This is a genomic window from Aquipuribacter aurantiacus (assembly GCF_051216895.1).
Taxonomy (GTDB): Bacteria; Actinomycetota; Actinomycetes; order Actinomycetales; family JBBAYJ01; genus Aquipuribacter.
The window spans coordinates 40530-61823 of record NZ_JBPKAO010000017.1 but is presented as its reverse complement, the minus strand read 5'-3'; the positions used below and the strand labels follow the sequence as shown (position 1 = coordinate 61823).

Here is a 21294-nt window from a genome sequence, read left to right as displayed (position 1 = left end):
CCCACGTCCCGACAGCAGCCGGTGCCGCGGACGGCGAACCGGATGACGAGCCTCCGTTCTGATGGGGCCCGGGCTCGCCCCGCAGCCACGAACTCGCTTGTCATGACGGGAGAGGATGGACCATGCCCACCGACGACCCGTCCGCAGACCTGCGGGTCGATGCGAGGACCGTCGTCCCGGCGTCCATGCTCGGATGGCGGTTCAGCCGGTCCTCCGGGCCGGGGGGTCAAGGTGTGAACACCGCCGACAGCCGGGTCGAGCTGTCGGTGCGACCGCTCGACCTCCCCGGGCTCACCGAGCACCAACGAGCGCGGCTCGCGGACCGCCTGGGCAGCCGGCTCGTCGACGGGGTCCTGACCATTGCGGCCTCGGAGCACAGGCAGCAGCTGCGCAACCGCGAGGCCGCCCGGGCGCGGATGGCCGCTGCCCTCGCCGAGGCGCTGGCTCCCCCGCCCCGCTCGCGCCGGCCCACCAGGCCGACCCGCGGCTCGAAGGAACGCCGGATCACGGCCAAGAAGCAGCGGTCCCAGCTCAAGAAGCAGCGCGGTCGCTGGGAGTGAGGGGGACAGCCTGACGGCGAGGACCGACCGAACCCGGCGCGGCCTGCGGCCCGACCGCCGCCCCGAGCAGGCGCCCTGAAGCCCGACCCCGTCGTCGCCCTCGAAGCGGCGTTGTCGGATGCGCGGCTTACCGTAGGCACGTGCGCCCCGTCTCCGACATCACCCGCCGCGTCGCCCCCTTCGAGGTCATCAGCCCCTTCAGCCCCAGCGGTGACCAGCCGGCCGCCATCGCGGACCTCACCAACCGGGTCAACCGTGGCGACAAGGACTCGGTGCTCCTGGGCGCGACCGGCACCGGCAAGTCGGCGACCACCGCCTGGCTGGTCGAGCAGGTCCAGCGGCCCACGCTCGTGATGGTGCAGAACAAGACGCTCGCCGCCCAGCTGGCCAACGAGTTCCGCGAGCTGCTGCCCAACAACGCCGTCGAGTACTTCGTCTCGTACTACGACTACTACCAGCCCGAGGCGTACGTCCCGCAGACCGACACCTACATCGAGAAGGACTCGTCGGTGAACGACGAGGTCGAGCGGCTCCGGCACTCGGCGACCAACTCCCTGCTGACCAGGCGGGACGTCATCGTGGTCGCGACCGTCTCGTGCATCTACGGCCTGGGGACGCCCCAGGAGTACGTCGACCGGATGGCCCGGCTCAAGGTCGGGCAGACGGTCAACCGGGACGACCTGCTCCGGCGCTTCGTCACCATGCAGTACACCCGCAACGACCTGTCGTTCACCCGTGGCACGTTCCGGGTCCGGGGCGACACGGTCGAGATCATCCCGGTGTACGAAGAGCTGGCCATCCGGATCGAGCTCTTCGGGGACGAGATCGAGCGGATCTACACGCTGCACCCGCTGACGGGCGAGATCGTCCGCGAGGAGGAGGAGATGTACATCTTCCCCGCCTCGCACTACGTCGCCGGCCCCGAGCGGCTCGAACGCGCGGTCGGCACCATCGAGGCCGAGCTGCACGAGCGTCTGGCCGAGCTCGAGAAGCAGAACAAGCTGCTCGAGGCCCAGCGGCTGCGGATGCGGACCACCTACGACATCGAGATGCTCCGGCAGGTCGGCACCTGCGCGGGCGTCGAGAACTACTCCCGGCACTTCGACGGACGCGCGCCCGGTTCGGCGTCGAACACCCTCATCGACTACTTCCCCGAGGACTTCCTGCTGGTCATCGACGAGTCGCACGTGACCGTGCCCCAGATCGGCGGCATGTACGAGGGTGACATGTCCCGCAAGCGCACCCTCGTCGACCACGGGTTCCGGCTGCCGTCGGCGATGGACAACCGACCGCTTCGGTGGGAGGAGTTCACCGAGCGCATCGGGCAGACGGTCTACCTGTCGGCCACCCCCGGGCCCTACGAGCTGGGCCGGGTCAAGGGCGACGTGGTCCAGCAGATCATCCGGCCGACCGGCCTGGTGGACCCCAAGGTCGTCGTCAAGCAGACCAAGGGGCAGATCGACGACCTGCTGGCCGAGATCCGCGAGCGCACCCCCAAGAACGAGCGCATCCTGGTCACGACCCTGACCAAGAAGATGGCCGAGGACCTCACCGACTACCTGCTGGAGCAGGGGGAGCGGGTCCGCTACCTGCACTCCGAGGTCGACACGCTGCGCCGGGTCGAGCTGCTGCGCGAGCTGCGGATGGGCGAGTACGACGTCCTGGTCGGCATCAACCTGCTGCGGGAGGGCCTGGACCTGCCGGAGGTGTCCCTGGTCGCCATCCTCGACGCGGACAAGGAGGGGTTCCTCCGCTCCGCCACGTCGCTCATCCAGACCATCGGCCGCGCAGCCCGCAACGTGTCGGGTGAGGTCCACATGTACGCCGACCGGATCACCGCGTCGATGGAGCAGGCGATCGACGAGACCAACCGTCGCCGCGAGATCCAGGTCGCCCACAACCTGGCCAACGGCATCGACCCGACGCCGCTTCGCAAGAAGATCGCCGACATCACCGACCTGATCCGGCGCGAGGACGAGGACACCAAGGCGCTGCTCGGCGGGTCAGGACGTCGTCAGTCCCGGGGCAAGGGGGTCAACGGGGCGGTGGCACCGCTGCCGGTGTCCCGCCACGAGGGCATGCCGCAGTCGGACCTCGCCGACCTGATCCAGCAGCTCACCGACCAGATGCACGCCTCGGCGGCCGAGCTGCAGTTCGAGGTGGCGGCCCGGCTCCGCGACGAGATCGGCGACCTCAAGAAGGAGCTGCGGGGGATGCAGGCCGCCGGGGTCTGAGGAGCTGCACCTCCCGGCCCTCATCGGGGCAGGTCGGCGTCGTCGTCCCGGCGACGCATCATCTCTCGAGTCCTCATCTGGGCAGGTGCGGTGCGGTGGGCCCGACCGTCCCGCGAGGCCTCACCTGGGTGCCGGCCAGGAGGTCGTGGACCCCGGGCCGGCCCAGCAGCGGCGGCNATCGGGGCAGGTCGGCGTCGTCGTCCCGGCGACGCATCATCTCTCGAGTCCTCATCTGGGCAGGTGCGGTGCGGTGGGCCCGACCGTCCCGCGAGGCCTCACCTGGGTGCCGGCCAGGAGGTCGTGGACCCCGGGCCGGCCCAGCAGCGGCGGCAGCGCGACGGCCAGCAGCACGGCGAGGGAGCCGGCGTACAGCCAGACGGCCTCGGCGGGGACCGGGTCGGTCCCCTCGGCGAACCGCATGGCGGACATGTGGCCCAGCTGCCAGGGGACCACCTTGACGGCGTTGCGCAGCAGCACCCGCGAGACCGGGGCGGGGACCGCCCCGGTCGCGAGCACGACGACGAGCCCGGCGCGTCGCTTGCCCCACGTCGCCCGGTGCGGTCCGGCCTCCGTCACGACGAGGTACCCCAGGTGGGGGAGCACCGTGAGGACGGTCACGGCGACGTCCGCGGCCCAGGCGCGGGACCAGACCGCCGTCAGGTCGACCCACCCCTCCAGGGTGGGGACCCCCACGACGAGCAGCACCACGACCAGCCAGGCCACGACGACCGCGTAGTCCACCAGCCACGACGCGAGCCGGGCGCGGCGCGACGGGCGGACGCGTCCCACCACCTGGCTCCCGGCGCTCAGCGTCCACCGACCCGGGCTGCCGCGCCGCGGACGACGTCGAGCGCCTCGGCCACGTCCTCGGGCCCGGTCATCCAGTTGCTCATCGACACCCGGACCACCGCGCGGCCGTGCCACCGCGACCCGGAGATCCAGGTGCGGCCGTCGGACAGCACCTCGGCCACCAGCGCCTGGGTCTGCTCGTCGGTCTCCAGCCTGGCGCAGACCTGGGTCGACCACACCCGGTTGACGACCGTGACCCCGTCGATCGCCGACAGCCCCTCGGCCATCGCCAGCGCGTTGTCGTGGAGCCGTTCGACCAGGTCGGCCACCCCGCTACGGCCCAGCGACCGCAGGGCGGCCCAGGTGGGGAAGCCTCGGGCCCGACGCGACCACTCGGGGGTGCGGGCCCAGGGCTCCAGCGGCGAGGCGTCGCTGGTGATGAGGTAGTCCGCGTGCATCGACATCGCCGACGACACCGCGCGGGGGTCGGCGACCACGGCCAGCCCGCAGTCGTAGGGCACGTTCAGCGTCTTGTGCGCGTCGGTGGCCCACGAGTCCGCCCCGGCCGCCCCGGTCATGAGGTGTCGCAGGCGTGGTGAGGCCGCCGCCCACAGCCCGATGGCGCCGTCCACGTGCACCCAGCCGCCCCGCTCGCGGACCAGGGGCAGCAGCTCCTCGAAGGGGTCGTAGGCGCCGGAGTTGATGTGCCCGGCGTAGGTGCAGACGACCAGCGGGGCCCCCGCGGGCACCCGCTCCAGGGCTGCGGCCAGGCCGTCCGGTCGCATCCGGCCGTGCTCGTCCACGTCCACCGGGACCGGTCGTCCGAGCCCGAGGAACCGCAGGGCGCGGTCGACGGTCTCGTGCCGGTCCGCGCCGGCGAGGACGTGGACGCGTGGCGCCCCGTGCAGGCCGTCGCTGTCCAGGTCCCACCCGGCCCGGCGGAGCACCTCACCGCGGGCGGCCGCCAGGCAGGTGAAGTTGGCGGACATGCCACCGGGCACGAGCCCGACGACCGCGTCCGCGGGGAGGCCGAGCAGGTCCAGCGCCCAGCGCTCGACCGCGTCCTCGGCGGCGCACGCGGCCGGGGTGAGCGCACGCATCCCCACGTTCTGGTCCCAGGTGGTCGTCATCATGTCCGCGGCGACGGCGGCCGGCAGCGCACCACCGATCACGAACCCGAAGAACCGCCCGCTGCCGGTGGCCGTGATGCCGTCCTCCGCGCTGCGGACGAGCAGGTCCAGGACGTCCACCGGGTCGCTGGGTCCCTCCGGCAGCGGGCCGCCCAAGCCGACCAGCCCCTCGGGGGAACGGACGGGCGAGGGCACCCGGTGTCCGGGCAGACCCGTCAGCCAGTGCTCGGCGTGCTCGCGGACGCGTCCGAGGAGCCGGGGCCAGTCGTCGTATCCGGGCACCGCACGACGCTACGCCCGGGGTGGGTGGCACCGACAGGGCAACCGCCCGACCGGTGCCCGACCGTCACCACCCCCGGTCGCGCCACAGCGGCAGCGAGGACCGCTCCGCCCCGAGGGTCGTCCCGTCACCGTGACCGGGTGCCACGACGGTGTCGTCGGCGAGGACCGCGAACAACCGCGCCTCGACGTCGTCCAGGAGCGACACGAACCGCGCGGGGTCCTCCCAGGTGTTGCCCACCCCTCCCGGGAAGAGCGAGTCACCGGTCACGGCCACGGCGGGCGCCCCCGACGTGCCCGGCAGGACGAGGGCGACCGAGCCGGGCGTGTGACCCCGCAGGTGCACGACGTCCAGACGCAGCTCGCCCACCTCGACCACGTCACCGTGCGCGAGCAGGCGGTCGGCAGGCACGGGCAGGTCGCCGGCGTCCGGGCCCCCCACCAGCGACGGCGCACCGGTCGCGGTGAGGACCTCCGGCAGCGCGCGGTGGTGGTCCCAGTGCCCGTGCGACGTCACGACGGCGACCACCTGCCCGGCCGGGGCGTCGGCGGCGGTGGCCGCGAACGCCAGCAGCGTGAGGACCGAGCCCGCGTCGTCGGCCGCGTCCACCAGCAGCTGGGCCCCGGTGGCCCGGCAGGTCAGGACGTAGGCGTTGTTGTCCTGCTCGCTCACCGAGGCCTTGCTGAGCACGGCGGCGCCCAGGTCCAGGTGGACGGGCTCGTCCCCGTGGCCCACGTGCAGCGCGGGCACGCGGTCCGAGGACGCCGGCAGCACCGTCACCACTCGTCCCGCATCTCGTTGACGTGGTCCAGGGCCTCGGCCGCCCGGACCAGGGCGAGGTGGCTGAAGGCCTGCGGGTAGTTGCCCGTGAACCGGCGCGCGGCCGGGTCGTACTCCTCGGCCAGCAGACCGAGCCCGGGGGTGGCCAGACCGCACAGCCGGTCCATCAGCGCGACGGCCTCGCTGCGTCGGCCCGACCGTGCCCAGTGCTCGACCAGCCAGAACGAGCACGCCAGGAAGGGGTGCTCGTCGCCCTCCAGCCCGTCGACGCCGGACTCGACGCGGTACCGCAGCACCAGGCCGTCCCGCATCAGGTCGCTCTCGACGGCCGCGACCGTGGCGAGCATGACCGGGTCCTCCCAGTCCAGGAACCCGACCTGCGCGGCCTGGAGCAGGGCCGCGTCGACGGTGCGGCCACCCAGGTACTGCACGAGGTTGCCGCGCTCGGGGTCCACCCCCTGGTCGAGCACCTGCGAGCGGATCTTGTCCGCGGTCGCCTGCCACATCTCGGTGTGCCCGGGACGGCCGAAGTCCTCGACGGCCCGGACGCCCCGGTCGAAGGCGGCCCAGGCCATGATCCGTGAGTGGGTGAACGGTCGCAGCTCGCCCCGGATCTCCCAGATCCCGTTGTCCAGGCCGTCCCAGATCTCGGCCAGGTGGTCCAGCAGCGCCGCCTGCAACGACCAGCTGAAGACGTCGGTCGTCGCCCCGGCGCAGCGGGCCGCGTGCAGCGCGACCATCACCTCGCCGATGACGTCGACCTGCAGCTGCGACGCCGCCGCGTTGCCGACGCGCACGGGCGTGGAGCCCTCGTACCCGGCCAGGTGGTCGAGCTCGTACTCCTCCAGTCGACGCTCCCCGCCGACGCCGTACATGATCTGCACGTCCTCGGGGTCGCCGGCGACCGCGCGCAGCAGCCACTGGCGCCAGCTGTCGGCGATGTCGAGGTAGCCGTGGGCGAGCAGCGCCTCGAGCGTCAGCGCGGCGTCGCGGAGCCAGCAGTACCGGTAGTCCCAGTTGCGCACCCCGCCCAGCTCTTCGGGCAGCGAGGTGGTCGGCGCGGCCACGATGCCCCCGGTGTCCTCGTGGCTCAGCGCGCGCAGCGTCAGCAGAGAACGCTTGACGGCACCGGAGTAGCGGCCGTCGTGCTGGCAGCGCACGGCCCACTCCCGCCACCACTGCTCCGTGCGGTCGATGGCGGCGGTCACGTAGACCGGTTCCGGCGGCGGCCGGTGGGACTGGTACCAGGTCAGCACCAGGTCATGACGACCCCCCGCCGCCACGTCGAACACGCCGACGTGCCGGTGGTCCACCGGTACCGGGAGCGGGTCGCAGCGCAGCAGCAGGGCGTCGGGGCCGGCCACCGCGAGCAGGGCCTGCGCCCCGCCGGCCGAGGTGGCCGACGTGGCGGCGTTCGGGCCCGACCCGACGCCCGGCGTCCGGTCTGGACGCGGGGCGGGCAGGGCGAAGGCCGCGTCGACGGGTGAGCCGTCGTCCCTGATCCGCCGCACCCACGGCACGTCACGGCCGTACCCGAACCTGATGACCAGCTCCTGGCGCATCCGGACGGTTCCCTCGACCCCCTCGATGCGTCGCACCAGGTCCGCGCGACGGCCACCGACCGGCATCGTCTCCACGACACGGACCAGGCCCGTGCCGGTGCGCCACAGGGTCTCCAGCGTCAGCGTGTCCTCCCGGTAGCTGCGCGCCTCGACCACGGCGTCCTCGTCCTCCGGGGCCAGCAGCCAACGGCCGTTGTCCGGGTCGCCGAGCAGGGCGGCGAAGCAGGCGGGGGAGTCGAACCGGGGGAAGCAGAGCCAGTCGACGCTGCCTCGGTCGGACACCAGGGCGGCGGAGTGCAGGTCGCCCAGCAGGGCGTACTGCTCGATGGGCACCGCCGGGGAAGGCGTGTTCATGGGTCGAGACGCTACTCGCGCGCCGGGGTGGATCCGTGCCTCTCGCCCGCGAGGCGGCGTCTGCTTCCCGGAGGGATCGGGAGCGGTGACGTGGGGGGCAGGTGTCTCACCCCGAGACCTCGCCCGGGGCGCCGTCGGCGGTGCCCGCTGCGGGGGGCTTGCCGGCGTCGCCGGACTCCTGCGGAGCGGCTGCGTCCGTGCCGGGGGCGGCGGGCCCCTCGGGGGAGGCGGGTTCGTCGGGGGCGGCAGGTGCCTTGCCGGGGGAGGGGGGTGCCTGCGCGGGGGAGGCGGGTTCGTCGGGGGCGGCGGGTGCCTCGCCGGGTGCGGCGGGCTTGCCGGGGGCGGCGGGTGCCTCGCCGGGTGCGGCGGGCTTGCCGGGGGCGGCGGGTGCCTCGCCGGGTGCGGCGGGCTTGCCGGGGGCGGCGGGTGCCTCGCCGGGTGCGGCGGGCTTGCCGGGGGCGGCGGGTGCCTCGCCGGGTGCGGCGGGCTTGCCGGGGGCGGCGGGTGCCTCGCCGGGTGCGGCGGGCTTGCCGGGGGCGGCGGGTGCCTCGCCGGGTGCGGCGGGCTTGCCGGGGGCGGCGGGTGCCTCGCCGGGTGCGGCGGGCTTGCCGGGGGCGGCGGGTGCCTCGCCGGGTGCGGCGGGCTTGCCGGGGGCGGCGGGTGCCTTGCCGGGTGAGGCGGGCTTGCCGGGGGTGTCGGGCTTGCCGGGTGCGGCGGGCTTGCCGGGTGAGGCTGGTGCCTTGCCGGGTGAGGCGGGTGTGCCGACGGTGTCGGGGTTGCCCCCCGGGGCGGGTTCGGCCGTCTCGTCGGGTCGCGTCGGCTCCTCGTGAGCGTCCCCACCTCCGGTCCGGGCGGTGCCGGCCGGGGTGCCGGCGGCGGACCCGGCACCCGCGGACGAGGTGGGCGCCGTGGGTCGGGGCTCGTCGTCCGTCGCCGCGGCGTCACCGTTCACCGGGTCCGTCGACGGTCCCTGCGGCGAGGGCGCCACGGGCGCGCCGTCGGCCTGGGTCACGCCCGGGACGCTCCAGGGGCCGGGCTGCGGGCCTCCGCCGGGGGCCCACGGGCCGCCGACCCCGAGCACGTCGCCCGACGGGGCCGGTGCGTCCCGCGGAATGCTGGTCCCGGCCGGCTCGACCTGCAGGTGGGCTGCGGTCGTGAGCGGCTGCGCGGGCGCCGTCACGCCGATCGCGGACCCGAGGCCGAGCACCGCTGCCGTGCCGGCGGCGGCCGCAGACGTCCCTGCCGTCGAGACGGCACCGGCCGTCAGCTGCACCGCGGACTGCTGGGCGCTCCCGATGACCGGGACCTGGACGAGCAGACCCAACGGCCCGGTCGCCCACCAGAGCCGTGGCAACGGGATGTTGAGGAACGCCCGCACCGCCGCCGGGTCGAACTGCGACCCCGCGCACCGGGTCAGCTCGGCCAGGGCGGCCTTGGTGCCGCCGGCCTTCTTGTAGGAGCGGGCCGCCGTCATGGTCTCGAAGGTGTCGACCACCGCCACCAGGCGTCCGGCCCGGCTGATCTGCTCACCGGCCAGCCCCGCCGGGTAGCCGCCTCCGTCCCAGCGCTCGTGGTGGTGCAGGATCCCGCCCGCCCACTCGCCCAGCCAGTCGGCGAACGGCCCGGCGATGCGCGCGCCGTGGACCGGGTGACGCCTGACCTGGTCCCACTCCGCGTCGTTCAGCGGGCCGGGCTTGCTGAGCACCGACGACGCGACGTCGAGCTTGCCGATGTCGTGCAGCAGGGCCGCCCACCGGAGGCGGTCGCGGTCCCCGGGGGTCAACGACACGTGGTCCGCGAGGAGCTCGATGAGCATGCGTACCCGTTCGCTGTGCCCCCGGGAGCGCTTGTCGTGGTCGCCGAGGGACGTGACGAGGGCCAGCATCAGGTGGGCCATGTCCTCCGCACCCTGGGGGGCCAGCAGCCGTCGCGTCAGCTCGTCGCGGTTCCGACCGAGCCTGGCCACGGCGAGCCGCGACGGCGCCCGTCCGGGGAACAGCATGGTCATCCGCAGCAGGGCCTCCAGCGGCAACCAGCGTCGGACGAGCCGCTCCGTGCCCAGCGCAGCGGTGAGGCACGCGACCGCCAGCACCGGGACGAGCAGCCACAGGGAGGCACCCGCGAGGGTGCGGGACGCGGCGAGCCCCACCACGAGCGAGACCGCCACCGGCGCCAGCAGGATGGCCAGCCGGAGCAGCACGGCCAGGGCCGGCCTCGACGACCAGCGTCCGTCGTCGGTCGGGTCGGTCCGGGTCGGCGTCGGCGTCGGCGTGGGGCTCACCGCCCGTTCATCGGCGTGAGGACCCCCCGGCCTGAGGGTGCAGCCGTCGGGTCACCCGCACGGTGGTCGCCCGCGGGCGGACGCCGTTGTCGGATACCCGACCTAGCATGGGGGGGTGGCAGACCGTCTCGTCGTCCGTGGTGCACGTGAGCACAACCTCAAGGACATCGGGGTCGACCTCCCGCGCGACTCCCTCGTGGTGTTCACCGGCCTGTCGGGCTCGGGCAAGTCGTCGCTGGCGTTCGACACCATCTTCGCCGAAGGCCAACGGCGTTACGTGGAGTCACTGAGCGCATACGCACGGCAGTTCCTCGGGCAGATGGACAAGCCCGACGTCGACTTCATCGAGGGGCTGTCGCCCGCGGTGTCGATCGACCAGAAGTCGACCAACCGCAACCCACGGTCGACGGTCGGCACCATCACCGAGATCCACGACTACCTGCGCCTGCTCTACGCCCGGGCCGGACGTCCGCACTGCGTGCAGTGCGGCGAGCTGATCGGTCGCCAGACCCCCCAGGCCATCGTCGACCGGCTCCTGCAGCTGCCCGACGGCACCCGGTTCCAGGTCCTGGCGCCCGTGGTCCGCGGACGCAAGGGCGAGAACCTCGAGATGTTCCGCGAGCTGCAGGGCAAGGGGTACTCCCGGGCCCGGGTGGACGGCGAGATCGTCTCCCTGGCCGAGCCTCCTGCCCTCGACAAGCGCAAGAAGCACGACGTGGACGTCGTCGTCGACCGTCTGGTGTCCCGCACCGAGGGCGACGAGGAGAAGCAGCGCAGCACCAAGCGCCGGCTCACCGACTCCGTCGAGACCGCGCTGGGCCTGGCCGAGGGCATCGTCATCGTCGAGCTGGTCGACGTCCCCGCGGACGCGACGAGCGAGGACCACGAGCTGGCCCCGCGCGAGCGTCGGTTCAGCGAGCGGCTGGCCTGCCCGAACGACCACCCGGTCGCCCTGGAGGAGATCGAGCCGCGCACGTTCTCGTTCAACGCCCCCTACGGGGCCTGCCCGGAGTGCAGCGGGCTCGGCACCCGGCTCGAGGTCGACCCCGAGCTCGTCATCCCGGACGAGGACCTGTCGCTGTCCGAGGGCGCCGTCGCGCCCTGGAGCTCGGGCACGCAGTCCGTCGACTACTTCCAGAAGCTGCTGGCCAGCCTGGGTGACGCGCTCGGCTTCTCGATGGACACCCCCTGGCGAGCGCTGCCGGAGCGGGCGCGCGAGGCCGTGCTGCACGGCCTCGACGGCCAGCTCGACGTCCGGTACAAGACCCGTCACGGCCGCCAGCGCGCGTACCGGGCGGGCTTCGAGGGCGTCCTGCCGTTCATCAACCGCCGCCACACCGAGACCGACTCCGAGTGGGCCCGCGACCGCTACGGCGCGTACATGCGCGAGGTGCCCTGCGGGGTCTGCGGCGGGGCCCGGCTGCGCCCCGAGGTGCTGGCCGTCACGGTGTCCGGCCGCAACATCGCGCAGGTGTCGGCGCTGACCATCGGCGAGGCCGCGAAGTTCCTGACCGGTCTCGAGCTGTCCGGCCGCGAGCACGCCATCGCCGACCAGGTCCTGCGCGAGATCCACGCCCGACTCGGGTTCCTGCTCGACGTCGGCCTGGACTACCTCAGCCTGGACCGGGCCGCGGGCACGCTGTCCGGTGGTGAGGCCCAGCGGATCCGGCTCGCGACCCAGATCGGCGCCGGCCTGGTGGGCGTGCTCTACGTGCTGGACGAGCCGTCCATCGGTCTGCACCAGCGGGACAACCAGCGGCTCATCGGGACGCTGACCCGGTTGCGGGACCTGGGAAACACCTTGATCGTCGTGGAGCACGACGAGGACACCATCAACGCCTCGGACTGGGTGGTCGACATCGGTCCCGGCGCCGGCGAGCACGGCGGTCAGGTGGTCCACTCCGGGCCGCTCGCGGACCTGCTCACCAACAGCGCCTCCATCACCGGGGCCTACCTGTCCGGTCGTCGTTCCATCCCCACGCCCGCGAAGCGGCGCCCGGTCGACCGGGCCCGGCTGGTGACGGTCAAGGGGGCCCGCGAGCACAACCTGACCGGCATCGACGTCGACTTCCCGCTCGGGGTGCTCTGCGCCGTCACCGGGGTGTCGGGTTCGGGCAAGTCCACGCTGGTCAACGACATCCTCTACACCGTCATGGCCAACAAGCTCAACGGCGCCCGCCAGGTGCCGGGCCGGCACAAGACCGTCACCGGTCTGGAGCACCTGGACAAGGTCGTGCACGTCGACCAGGGCCCGATCGGGCGCACCCCCCGGTCCAACCCCGCCACCTACACCGGCGTGTGGGACCACGTCCGCAAGCTGTTCGCGTCCGCGCCCGAGGCCAAGATCCGCGGCTACCAGCCGGGCCGGTTCAGCTTCAACGTCAAGGGCGGACGCTGCGAGCACTGCCAGGGCGACGGCACGCTCAAGATCGAGATGAACTTCCTGCCCGACGTCTACGTGCCCTGCGAGGTGTGCCAGGGAGCGCGGTACAACCGCGAGACCCTCGAGGTGCACTTCAAGGGCAAGACGGTCGCCGACGTGCTGGACTCCCCGATCGAGGAGGCGGCCGAGTTCTTCGCGGCCGTCCCCGCCATCGCCCGGCACCTGAACACGCTGGTCGACGTCGGGCTGGGTTATGTGCGGCTGGGTCAGCCGGCCCCCACGCTGTCCGGCGGCGAGGCGCAGCGGGTCAAGCTGTCGACCGAGCTGCAGAAGCGTTCCGCGGGCCGGACCGTCTACGTGCTGGACGAGCCCACCACCGGGTTGCACTTCGAGGACATCCGCAAGCTGCTCGAGGTGCTCCAGGGCCTGGTCGACAAGGGCAACACCGTGATCGTCATCGAGCACAACCTGGACGTCATCAAGTCCGCGGACTGGGTGATCGACATGGGGCCAGAAGGTGGTTCCGGCGGCGGGCAGGTCATCGCCGAGGGGACCCCGGAGCAGGTCGCGGCGATCGAGGCCAGCTTCACCGGGCAGTTCCTCGCCAACCTCGTGACGCCGGCACCGGCGCGTCGCAGCCCGCGCCGCAAGGCCGGCTGAGCGGGGGACGCCGACCCGCTCGGACCGGGCAGCAGGGCGGGCGGCAGGGCGACCCGCCGGGCTCGGCATCCGGGCCGGGTCCCGGCGGCGTAACCCCCACGTGCATCATCGTGACGTGGACACCTTCGACTGCCCCTCCCGCCGTGGCGTGCTCCGGACGCTGGCCGGGATCGGGGTGACGACCATCGCCGCCGGCGTTCTCGTGGCCTGCGGGTCGGACGGCGACGACTCGGGCACGTCGGGGACGGGCGCCGACGGCGCGACCGGCCCCGACGGCGCCGCGGGGTCCGACCCAGCGACGGAGGGCTCCGCGACGAGCGACACCGGTGGCGGCACCGACGGCGGGCCCTCGGGTGACGCCGAGGCGGAGGCGTCCGTCCCGCTGGCCGACGTCCCGGTCGGTGAGGCCGTGGTGGTCGACGCCCTGGGCAGCCGGTTCGTCGTCGCCCAGCCGACCGCGGGCGAGGTGGTCGCGTTCTCCGCGGCCTGCACCCACCAGGGCACGCCGGTCGAGCCCGACGGCGGTCTCGAGCTGCGGTGCCCCAACCACGGCAGCCGGTTCGACGCCGCCGACGCCGGGGCCGTCCTCAACGGGCCCGCGTCGGCCCCGCTGGCGCAGGTGCAGGCCCGCATCGAGGGGGACCTAGTCCTGCTGTCGGCCTGAGGACCTACCCTCGACGCCGTGGCGGACCCCTCGACCTACCGTCCCAAGTCGGGTGAGATCCCGGACCAGCCCGGGGTGTACCGCTTCTCCGACCCGCACGGCCGCGTCATCTACGTCGGCAAGGCCAAGAGCCTGCGGTCGCGCCTCAACAGCTACTTCGCGGACCCCGCCGGGCTGCACCCACGCACCCAGCAGATGGTCTTCACGGCCTCCAACGTGCAGTGGACCACCGTGGGGACCGAGGTCGAGGCGCTCCAGCTGGAGTACACCTGGATCAAGGAGTTCGACCCGCGGTTCAACGTCAAGTACCGCGACGACAAGTCCTACCCGTGGCTGGCGGTCACCGTCGGCGAGGAGTTCCCCCGCGTGCAGGTGCTGCGCGGCGCCAAGCGCAAGGGCACCCGGTACTTCGGGCCGTACTCCCACGCGTGGGCGATCCGGGAGACCGTCGACCTGCTGCTGCGGGTGTTCCCGGTCCGCACCTGCAGCGCCGGGGTGTTCCGGCGCGCGGGCCAGGTCGGCCGCCCGTGCCTGCTGGGCTACATCGACAAGTGCTCCGCCCCGTGCGTCGGCCGGGTCAGCGCCGAGGAGCACCGCGGCCTCGTCGACGACTTCGTCGACTTCATGGCCGGCGACTCCGCCCGGTTCGTGCGCCGGATCGAGGGGCGGATGAAGGACGCGGCCGCGATCCAGGACTACGAGCGCGCGGCCCGGCTGCGCGACGACATCGGCGCCCTGCAGCGGGCCCTGGAGCGCAACGCCGTGGTCCTGCCCGACGCCACCGACGCCGACGTGTTCGCCCTGGCCGAGGACGAGCTCGAGGCGGCGGTGCAGGTGTTCCACGTCCGCGGCGGCCGGATCCGGGGCCAGCGCGGCTGGGTCGTGGAGAAGGTCGAGGACGTGTCCACGCCCGACCTGGTCGAGCGGCTGCTCCAGCAGGTCTACGGCGGCGAGGACGCCGGGGCCGCGACCGGCAGCGTCCCCCGCGAGGTGCTGGTCCCGGTCGAGCCCACCGACCTGCCCGAGGTGGTGGAGTGGCTCAGCGCCCGCCGGGGGTCCCGGGTCGACGTCCGCGTGCCCCAGCGCGGTGACAAGCGGACCCTGATGGACACCGTCGCCGGCAACGCCACGCAGGGGCTGGCGCTGCACAAGACCCGCCGGGCCGGCGACCTCACCACCCGGGGCCTGGCGCTGCAGGAGCTGCAGGAGGCCTTGGGGCTGCCCGAGGCCCCGCTGCGGATCGAGTGCTACGACGTGTCCCACCTGCAGGGCAGCGACCGGGTGGCGTCGATGGTCGTGTTCGAGGACGGGCTTCCCCGCAAGGGGGAGTACCGGACCTTCAACGTCCGCGGCGACCACGGCGAGGACGACACGGCGGCCATGCGCGAGGTCCTGTCCCGCCGGTTCCGCCGCTACCTGGAGGACCGCGAGCAGGCGGGCGACCTCGAGATGGGGCCCGACCCCGACGACGAGACCGGAACGGTGGGGCCCGGGGCCATCGACCCCAGCACCGGTCGCCCGCGCCGGTTCGCCTACCCGCCGCAGCTGGTCGTCGTCGACGGCGGCGCCCCGCAGGTGGCCGCCGCCACCGCGGCGCTGGCCGACCTCGGTGTGGCCGACGTGGCCGTCGTGGGCCTGGCCAAGCGGCTGGAGGAGGTCTGGCTGCCCGACGACGACCACCCGCTGGTCCTGCCCCGCAGCTCCCAGGGGCTGTACCTGCTGCAGCGCCTGCGGGACGAGGCCCACCGCTTCGCCATCGGCCGGCACCGCAACCGCCGGACGAAGGGCATGACCGCCAGCGAGCTGGACGGCGTACCCGGCCTCGGACCGGCCCGCCGCAAGGCCCTCCTCGACACGTTCGGGTCCGTGCGCGCGATCCGGCAGGCCGACGCGGGCGCCGTGGCCGAGGTCAAGGGGATCGGGCCCGCGCTGGCCGCGGCGGTCGTCGCCGCCCTGGCGCCGCCGGGGAGCCTCGCCCCGGCCACCGGGGCCACCGGGACGGCCGGCGCCGGAGCCGCCGCCGGGGACGGTGCGGGCCGCGGCACGGGGGACGCGGCGCAGGCCGGCGCGGGCCCGACCGGCGTCTCGACGCTCGGCGTCGGTGCCGTGGACGTCGCGACGGGGGAGATCCTCACGCCGTGAGCAGGCATGCTGGGCACCGACCACTGCAGACCGACCGGCAGGAGCCATCACCGTGAGCGAGCCGCTGGCCAGCGACGAGTCCGAGGTCCTGATCATCACGGGGTTGTCCGGCGCGGGGCACTCCACGGTGTCCAACGTCCTGGAGGACGAGGGCTGGTTCGTCGTGGACAACCTGCCGCCGCAGATGCTCCCGCCGCTGGCGGAGCTCACGCTGCGGGCGGCCGGCGCCGTCCCGCGGCTGGCCGTGGCGATCGACGTGCGCGGGCGGAGCTTCACCCCCGACCTGAGCCGTGCCCTCGACGACGTCCGGGCCAAGGGGATGACGCCGGTCGTGCTGTTCCTCGACGCCGCGGACCGGGTCCTGGTGCGCCGGTTCGAGTCCGTGCGCCGGCCGCACCCGATGCAGCCGCCCGGCACGATCCTGGACGCCATCGCCGCGGAGCGGCAGCTGCTCGAGCCCGTCCGCGAGATGGCGGACCTGTACATCGACACCACCGAGACGAACGTCCACCAGCTGGCGGCCAAGGTCCGGGCGGCCCTGCGCCCGCAGGGCGCCGTGTCGGCCGACCTGCACCTCACGGTGCTGTCGTTCGGGTTCAAGCACGGCATCCCCGTGGACGCCGAGAACATCGCCGACGTCCGCTTCCTGCCCAACCCCCACTGGGTCCCCGAGCTGCGCCCCCGCAACGGCATGGACGCCGACGTCGCCGAGTACGTCTTCGCCGACCCCGCCGCGCAGCAGTTCGTGGACGCCTACACCCGCTGCCTGCAGGTGATCACGAAGGGCTACCGCGAGGAGAACAAGCGGTTCGCCGTGGTCGCCGTCGGCTGCACCGGGGGCAAGCACCGCAGCGTGGCCGTGGTCGAGGCCCTCGTGCTGCGCCTGGCCGGGGACGGCGTCGTCACCCACGCGGTGCACCGCGACCTCGGGCGGGAGTGACCGGTGGCGACCCCGACGTCGTGGTCCATGCGCGGCCCGGCCCGACGGGCGATGCGCCGCGGTGCCGCCCCGGTGCCCGTGAAGGTGGTGGCCCTGGGCGGTGGGCACGGCCTGTCGGCCTCGCTGCAGGCGCTGCGGCACGTCACCGAGGACCTGACGGCCGTGGTGACCGTGGCCGACGACGGCGGGTCCTCGGGACGGCTGCGCGAGGAGTTCGGCGTGCTGCCGCCCGGGGACCTGCGGATGGCCCTGTCCGCGCTGTGCAACGACTCGGGCTGGGGCCACCTGTGGCGCGACGTCCTGCAGCACCGGTTCTCCGGTGACGGGCCCCTGGCCGGGCACGCGGTGGGAAACCTGCTCATCGTCGCGCTCTGGCAGCTGCTCGAGGACCCGACGGACGGCCTCGGCGTCGTCGGCGACCTGCTGGGTGCCTGCGGCCGGGTGCTGCCGATGTCGCTGCTCCCGCTGACCATCGAGGCCGACGTGGACGACGCCGTCACCGGGCGCCGTTCGGTCCTCACCGGTCAGGACCAGGTGGCCTCGACGACGGGGCGCGTCGGTCAGGTGCGCGTGGTCCCGGAGGACCCGCCCGCCAACCCGGAGGCGGTCGCGGCCGTGATGGACGCCGACTGGGTCGTCCTGGGGCCGGGGTCGTGGTTCACGTCCGTCTGCACCCACCTGCTGGTCCCCGAGCTGGCCGAAGCCCTGCAGCGCACCCCGGCGCGCCGCTGCGTCACCCTGAACCTGACGCCCGGCACGAGCGAGACGGCCGGCTACCGGCCGCACCAGCTGCTGGAGGCCCTCGGCACCTACGCCCCGGACCTCACCCTGGACGCCGTGGTCGCCGACCCCGCGGCCGTCGACGACGTGGACGCCCTGTCCGAGGCGGCGGCCCGGTTCGGCGCCGTCCTCGTCATGCGGCAGGTCGCGGTGGCCGACGGCAGCGCTGAGCACCACCCGCTCCGCCTGGCGGCCGCCTACGCCGACGTCTTCTCCGGGGTCACCGGCGACGTGTCCTCGTGAGCCCGACCCGCGAGAACGCCGCCGCGGCGGGGCCCGGAGGGTGTTCTCGCGGGCGCGCCGGGGCGGTCGGGGCGTCATCGGTCCCCTCGTGCGTCGGACGCGGGCCTCATCCTTTGGCAGGATGAGGGGATGGCGCTCACGGCATCGGTCAAGGACGAGCTGAGCCGACTTCCCGTGACGAGGGTCTGCTGCCGCAAGGCAGAGGTCACCGCCATGCTCCGGTTCTCCAACGCGCTGCACATCGTCGCCGGCCGGGTCGTGGTCGAGGCCGAGTTCGACACCGCGCAGGCCGCCCGTCGGCTGCGGCGCGAGATCGGCGAGGTCTACGGCCACCCCAGCGAGCTGCTCGTCCTGCAGCCGGGCGGGCTGCGCCGTGCCACCCGCTACGTGGTCCGCGTCAGCCGTGAGGGCGAGACCCTGGCCCGTCAGACCGGTCTGCTCGACCCCCGCAGCCGACCCGTTCGCGGCATGCCGCCGCAGGTCGTCGGGGGAGCGGTGTGCGACGCCGAGGCCGCCTGGCGCGGTGCGTTCCTCGCCCACGGCTCGCTCACCGAGCCCGGTCGTTCCAGCTCGCTGGAGGTCACCGCCCCCGGGCCCGAGGCCGCGCTGGCCCTGGTCGGGGCGGGGCGCCGCCTCGGGATCCAGGCCAAGGCGCGCGAGGTCCGCGGCGTGGACCGGGTCGTCGTGCGCGACGCCGAGGCCATCAGCGCGCTGCTCACCCGGCTCGGGGCCCACGACGCGGTGATGGTGTGGGAGGAGCGGCGGATGCGCCGCGAGGTGCGTGCCACCGCCAACCGGCTCGCCAACTTCGACGACGCCAACCTGCGTCGCTCCGCCCGCGCCGCCGTGGCGGCCGGGGCCCGGGTCGAGCGGGCCCTGGAGCTGCTCGGCGAGGACGTCCCCGAGCACCTGCGCGAGGCCGGGCACCTGCGCCTCGCGCACAAGCAGGCGAGCCTCGAGGAGCTGGGTCAGCTGGCCGACCCGCCCATGACCAAGGACGCCGTGGCCGGGCGCATCCGTCGCCTGCTCGCGCTGGCCGACAAGAAGGCCTCGGACCTGGGTGTGCCCGGTACCGACGCCAACCTGACCCCGGACATGCTCGAGGTCTGAGCACCACCCCGCCGGGCTGCTCCGCCCTGCCCGCGGCCCGGACGCGATTACTCGCCCGGCACGCCGCGCTTGTAAGGTCGTCGTGGTGTGACGAGGACGACACTCCAGCTCGAAAACAGCACGGCTCCTGGAGATCAGACCGTGACCGAACGACAGTGGAGGAACGACGTGACCGTACGGGTCGGCATCAACGGGTTCGGGCGGATCGGCCGGAACTTCTTCCGGGCTGCTCTGGCCGCAGGCGCAGACATCGAGATCGTCGGGGTCAACGACCTCACGGACAACGCGACGCTCGCGCACCTGCTCAAGTACGACAGCATCCTCGGCCGCCTCGACGCGGACGTCAGCCACGACGAGGGCTCCATCACCGTCGGCGGCCACACCTTCCGGGCGCTCGCCGAGAAGGACCCCTCCGCCCTGCCGTGGGCCGAGCTCGGCGCCGACGTGGTCATCGAGTCCACCGGCTTCTTCGTCGACGCCACCAAGGCCAAGGCGCACATCGACGCCGGCGCCAAGAAGGTCATCATCTCGGCCCCGGCCAAGAACGAGGACGTCACGGTCGTGCTGGGCGTCAACGACAGCGACTACGACCCCGCCACCCACCACGTCATCTCCATGGCCTCCTGCACGACGAACTGCCTCGCTCCGATGGCCAAGGCCATCGACGACGAGTTCGGCATCGTCAAGGGCCTGATGACCACCATCCACGCCTACACGGGCGACCAGAACCTGCAGGACGGCCCTCACCGGGACCTGCGCCGCGCCCGCGCCGCCGCCGTCAACCTGGTCCCCACCTCCACCGGTGCGGCCAAGGCCATCGCGCTCGTGCTGCCCCAGCTCAAGGGCAAGCTCGACGGCTACGCGATCCGCGTCCCGATCCCCACCGGCTCCGCCACCGACCTGACGGTCGAGCTGGGCCGCGAGGTGACGGCCGAGGAGGTCAACGCGGTCGTCAAGAAGGCCGCCGACGGCGTCTTCCTCAAGTACACCGAGGACCCGATCGTGTCCTCCGACATCGTCACCGACCCGGCGTCGTGCATCTTCGACTCGGGCCTGACCAAGGTCATCGGCAACCAGGTCAAGGTCGTCGGCTGGTACGACAACGAGTGGGGCTACTCCAACCGCCTCGTCGACATGGTCGCCCTCGTCGGCCGCTCGCTCTGAGCCCCGTGCAGGACGTCGACCAGCTCGCGACGACGCTCGGCGGCCTCACGGGCCGCCGGGTGCTCGTCCGCAGCGACCTGAACGTGCCGCTGGACCACTCCGGCGACAGCCCCGTCATCACCGACGACGGGCGGGTGCGGGCCTCCGTGCCCACCATCCGCCAGCTGTCCGACGCGGGTGCGGTGGTCGTCGTGTGCGCCCACCTCGGCCGACCCAAGGGCGTCCCGGAGGACAAGTACTCGCTCGCCCCGGTCTCCGCGCGGCTGGCCGAGCTGCTCGGGCGCGAGGTCACCTTCGTGCCCGTGACGGTCGGCGAGCAGGCGGAGGAGGCCGTGGCGGCCGCCTCCGACGGTGACGTCCTGCTGCTGGAGAACCTGCGGTTCAACGCGGGGGAGACCAGCAAGGACGACGGTGAGCGCGGGGCGTTCGCCGACGACCTGGCCCGCCTCGCGGACGCGTTCGTGTCCGACGGGTTCGGTGTCGTGCACCGCAAGCAGGCCTCGGTCTACGACGTGGCGCGGCGCCTGCCGCACGCGGTCGGCGGGCTGGTCCTGCGTGAGGTCGAGGTGCTCACGCGCCTCACCGACGACGTCGAACGGCCGTACGCGGTGGTCCTCGGCGGCGCCAAGGTGTCCGACAAGCTCGCGGTCATCGAGAACCTGCTGGGTACCGCCGACCGGATCCTCGTCGGCGGCGGCATGGTGTTCACGTTCCTCAAGGCCCTGGGCTACGAGGTCGGGAGCAGCCTGCTCGAGGAGGACCAGGTGGAGACCGTCAAGGGCTACCTGGCCACCGCTCAGGAGCGGGGCGTGACCATGGTGCTGCCCAGCGACATCGTCGCGGCGACGGCCTTCGCGGCCGACGCCCAGCACGACGTCGTGCCCGTCGACGCCATCCCGGCGGACCGGATCGGCCTCGACATCGGCCCGGACTCCGCGGCGAACTTCTCCGCGGAGCTGGCCACCTGCCGGACGGTGTTCTGGAACGGCCCGATGGGCGTGTTCGAGATGGAGCCGTTCAGCCACGGCACCCGTGCGGTGGCCACGTCCCTGGCGGCGCTGGACGACCTGGGGGCGCTCGGCGTCGTCGGTGGTGGCGACACCGCCGCCGCCGTCCGGGCCCTCGGGTTCTCCGACGACGACTTCGGTCACGTGTCCACCGGTGGCGGAGCGAGCCTCGAGTACCTCGAGGGCAAGGCGCTGCCCGGCCTCACGGTCCTCGAGGGCTGAGGACCGCAC

15 protein-coding genes are annotated in these 21294 nt (G+C 73.6%); 10 read left to right on the top strand and 5 right to left on the bottom strand.

From position 1 onward, the window contains the following. The first annotated feature begins 122 nt into the window (after positions 1 to 122). Entirely contained in the window at positions 123 to 560 is a 438-nt protein-coding gene (gene arfB / locus ACR80Q_RS17545; RefSeq protein WP_435378946.1) for an alternative ribosome rescue aminoacyl-tRNA hydrolase ArfB, read from the top strand. Positions 561 to 700: 140 nt separating this feature from the next. Next, a complete protein-coding gene (gene uvrB, locus ACR80Q_RS17540; protein WP_435378945.1) occupies positions 701 to 2794 on the top strand; it encodes an excinuclease ABC subunit UvrB in 2094 nt (697 codons plus the stop codon). A 228-nt stretch (positions 2795 to 3022) separates the two neighbouring features. Here uvrB and ACR80Q_RS17535 read toward each other — a convergent pair whose 3' ends face one another. The 5 genes from ACR80Q_RS17535 to ACR80Q_RS17515 form a co-directional block, all read right to left on the bottom strand. Next, on the bottom strand, positions 3023 to 3583 hold the full coding sequence (locus ACR80Q_RS17535; RefSeq protein ID WP_435378944.1) for an RDD family protein: 561 nt from the start codon (positions 3581 to 3583) through the stop codon (positions 3023 to 3025). Positions 3584 to 3600: 17 nt separating this feature from the next. Beyond that, positions 3601 to 4995 (bottom strand): pyridoxal phosphate-dependent decarboxylase family protein, encoded by a 1395-nt coding sequence (locus tag ACR80Q_RS17530; RefSeq protein ID WP_435378943.1) that lies wholly within the window; start codon positions 4993 to 4995, stop codon positions 3601 to 3603. A 64-nt stretch (positions 4996 to 5059) separates the two neighbouring features. Then, positions 5060 to 5767 carry an MBL fold metallo-hydrolase gene (locus ACR80Q_RS17525; protein WP_435378949.1) on the bottom strand — a complete coding sequence of 236 codons (708 nt, stop codon included), beginning with the start codon at positions 5765 to 5767 and terminating at the stop codon, positions 5060 to 5062. A gap of 2 nt (positions 5768 to 5769) precedes the next feature. Continuing rightward, a complete protein-coding gene (locus ACR80Q_RS17520; protein WP_435378942.1) occupies positions 5770 to 7689 on the bottom strand; it encodes a glycoside hydrolase family 15 protein in 1920 nt (639 codons plus the stop codon). A 106-nt stretch (positions 7690 to 7795) separates the two neighbouring features. Further along, a complete protein-coding gene (locus ACR80Q_RS17515) occupies positions 7796 to 9970 on the bottom strand; it encodes an HD-GYP domain-containing protein (protein ID WP_435378941.1) in 2175 nt (724 codons plus the stop codon). Positions 9971 to 10085: 115 nt separating this feature from the next. On the opposite strand from ACR80Q_RS17515, the gene uvrA reads away from it, so the two are divergent. From uvrA to ACR80Q_RS17475, 8 genes are all read left to right on the top strand, one after another. After that, complete coding sequence (uvrA, locus tag ACR80Q_RS17510) at positions 10086 to 13013, top strand: excinuclease ABC subunit UvrA (RefSeq protein WP_435378940.1); 2928 nt, start codon at positions 10086 to 10088, stop codon at positions 13011 to 13013. A gap of 115 nt (positions 13014 to 13128) precedes the next feature. Beyond that, complete coding sequence (locus ACR80Q_RS17505; RefSeq protein WP_435378939.1) at positions 13129 to 13677, top strand: QcrA and Rieske domain-containing protein; 549 nt, start codon at positions 13129 to 13131, stop codon at positions 13675 to 13677. Between the two features lie 18 nt (positions 13678 to 13695). Beyond that, positions 13696 to 15819 carry an excinuclease ABC subunit UvrC gene (uvrC, locus tag ACR80Q_RS17500; RefSeq protein WP_435378938.1) on the top strand — a complete coding sequence of 708 codons (2124 nt, stop codon included), beginning with the start codon at positions 13696 to 13698 and terminating at the stop codon, positions 15817 to 15819. A 52-nt stretch (positions 15820 to 15871) separates the two neighbouring features. Beyond that, the gene (rapZ, locus tag ACR80Q_RS17495) at positions 15872 to 16759 is read left to right on the top strand and encodes an RNase adapter RapZ (RefSeq protein ID WP_435378937.1); all 888 of its coding nucleotides are present in this window, start codon (positions 15872 to 15874) and stop codon (positions 16757 to 16759) included. 51 nt (positions 16760 to 16810) lie between these two features. Then, positions 16811 to 17782 carry a gluconeogenesis factor YvcK family protein gene (locus ACR80Q_RS17490; RefSeq protein ID WP_435378948.1) on the top strand — a complete coding sequence of 324 codons (972 nt, stop codon included), beginning with the start codon at positions 16811 to 16813 and terminating at the stop codon, positions 17780 to 17782. Between the two features lie 129 nt (positions 17783 to 17911). Next, positions 17912 to 18892, top strand: coding sequence for a DNA-binding protein WhiA (gene whiA / locus ACR80Q_RS17485; RefSeq protein WP_435378936.1), 981 nt, complete (start codon positions 17912 to 17914; stop codon positions 18890 to 18892). A gap of 168 nt (positions 18893 to 19060) precedes the next feature. Next, complete coding sequence (gap, locus tag ACR80Q_RS17480; RefSeq protein WP_435378935.1) at positions 19061 to 20056, top strand: type I glyceraldehyde-3-phosphate dehydrogenase; 996 nt, start codon at positions 19061 to 19063, stop codon at positions 20054 to 20056. Between the two features lie 5 nt (positions 20057 to 20061). Then, entirely contained in the window at positions 20062 to 21285 is a 1224-nt protein-coding gene (locus ACR80Q_RS17475) for a phosphoglycerate kinase (RefSeq protein WP_435378934.1), read from the top strand. The last annotated feature ends 9 nt before the right edge of the window (positions 21286 to 21294 follow it).

Coding starts and splice junctions, on each gene's coding strand:
- whiA (WP_435378936.1), top strand. CDS start 17,912: ATGGCGCTCACGGCATCGGTCAAGGACGAGCTGAGCCGACTTCCCGTG.
- ACR80Q_RS17520 (WP_435378942.1), bottom strand. CDS start 7,689: ATGAACACGCCTTCCCCGGCGGTGCCCATCGAGCAGTACGCCCTGCTG.
- arfB (WP_435378946.1), top strand. CDS start 123: ATGCCCACCGACGACCCGTCCGCAGACCTGCGGGTCGATGCGAGGACC.
- ACR80Q_RS17490 (WP_435378948.1), top strand. CDS start 16,811: ATGCGCCGCGGTGCCGCCCCGGTGCCCGTGAAGGTGGTGGCCCTGGGC.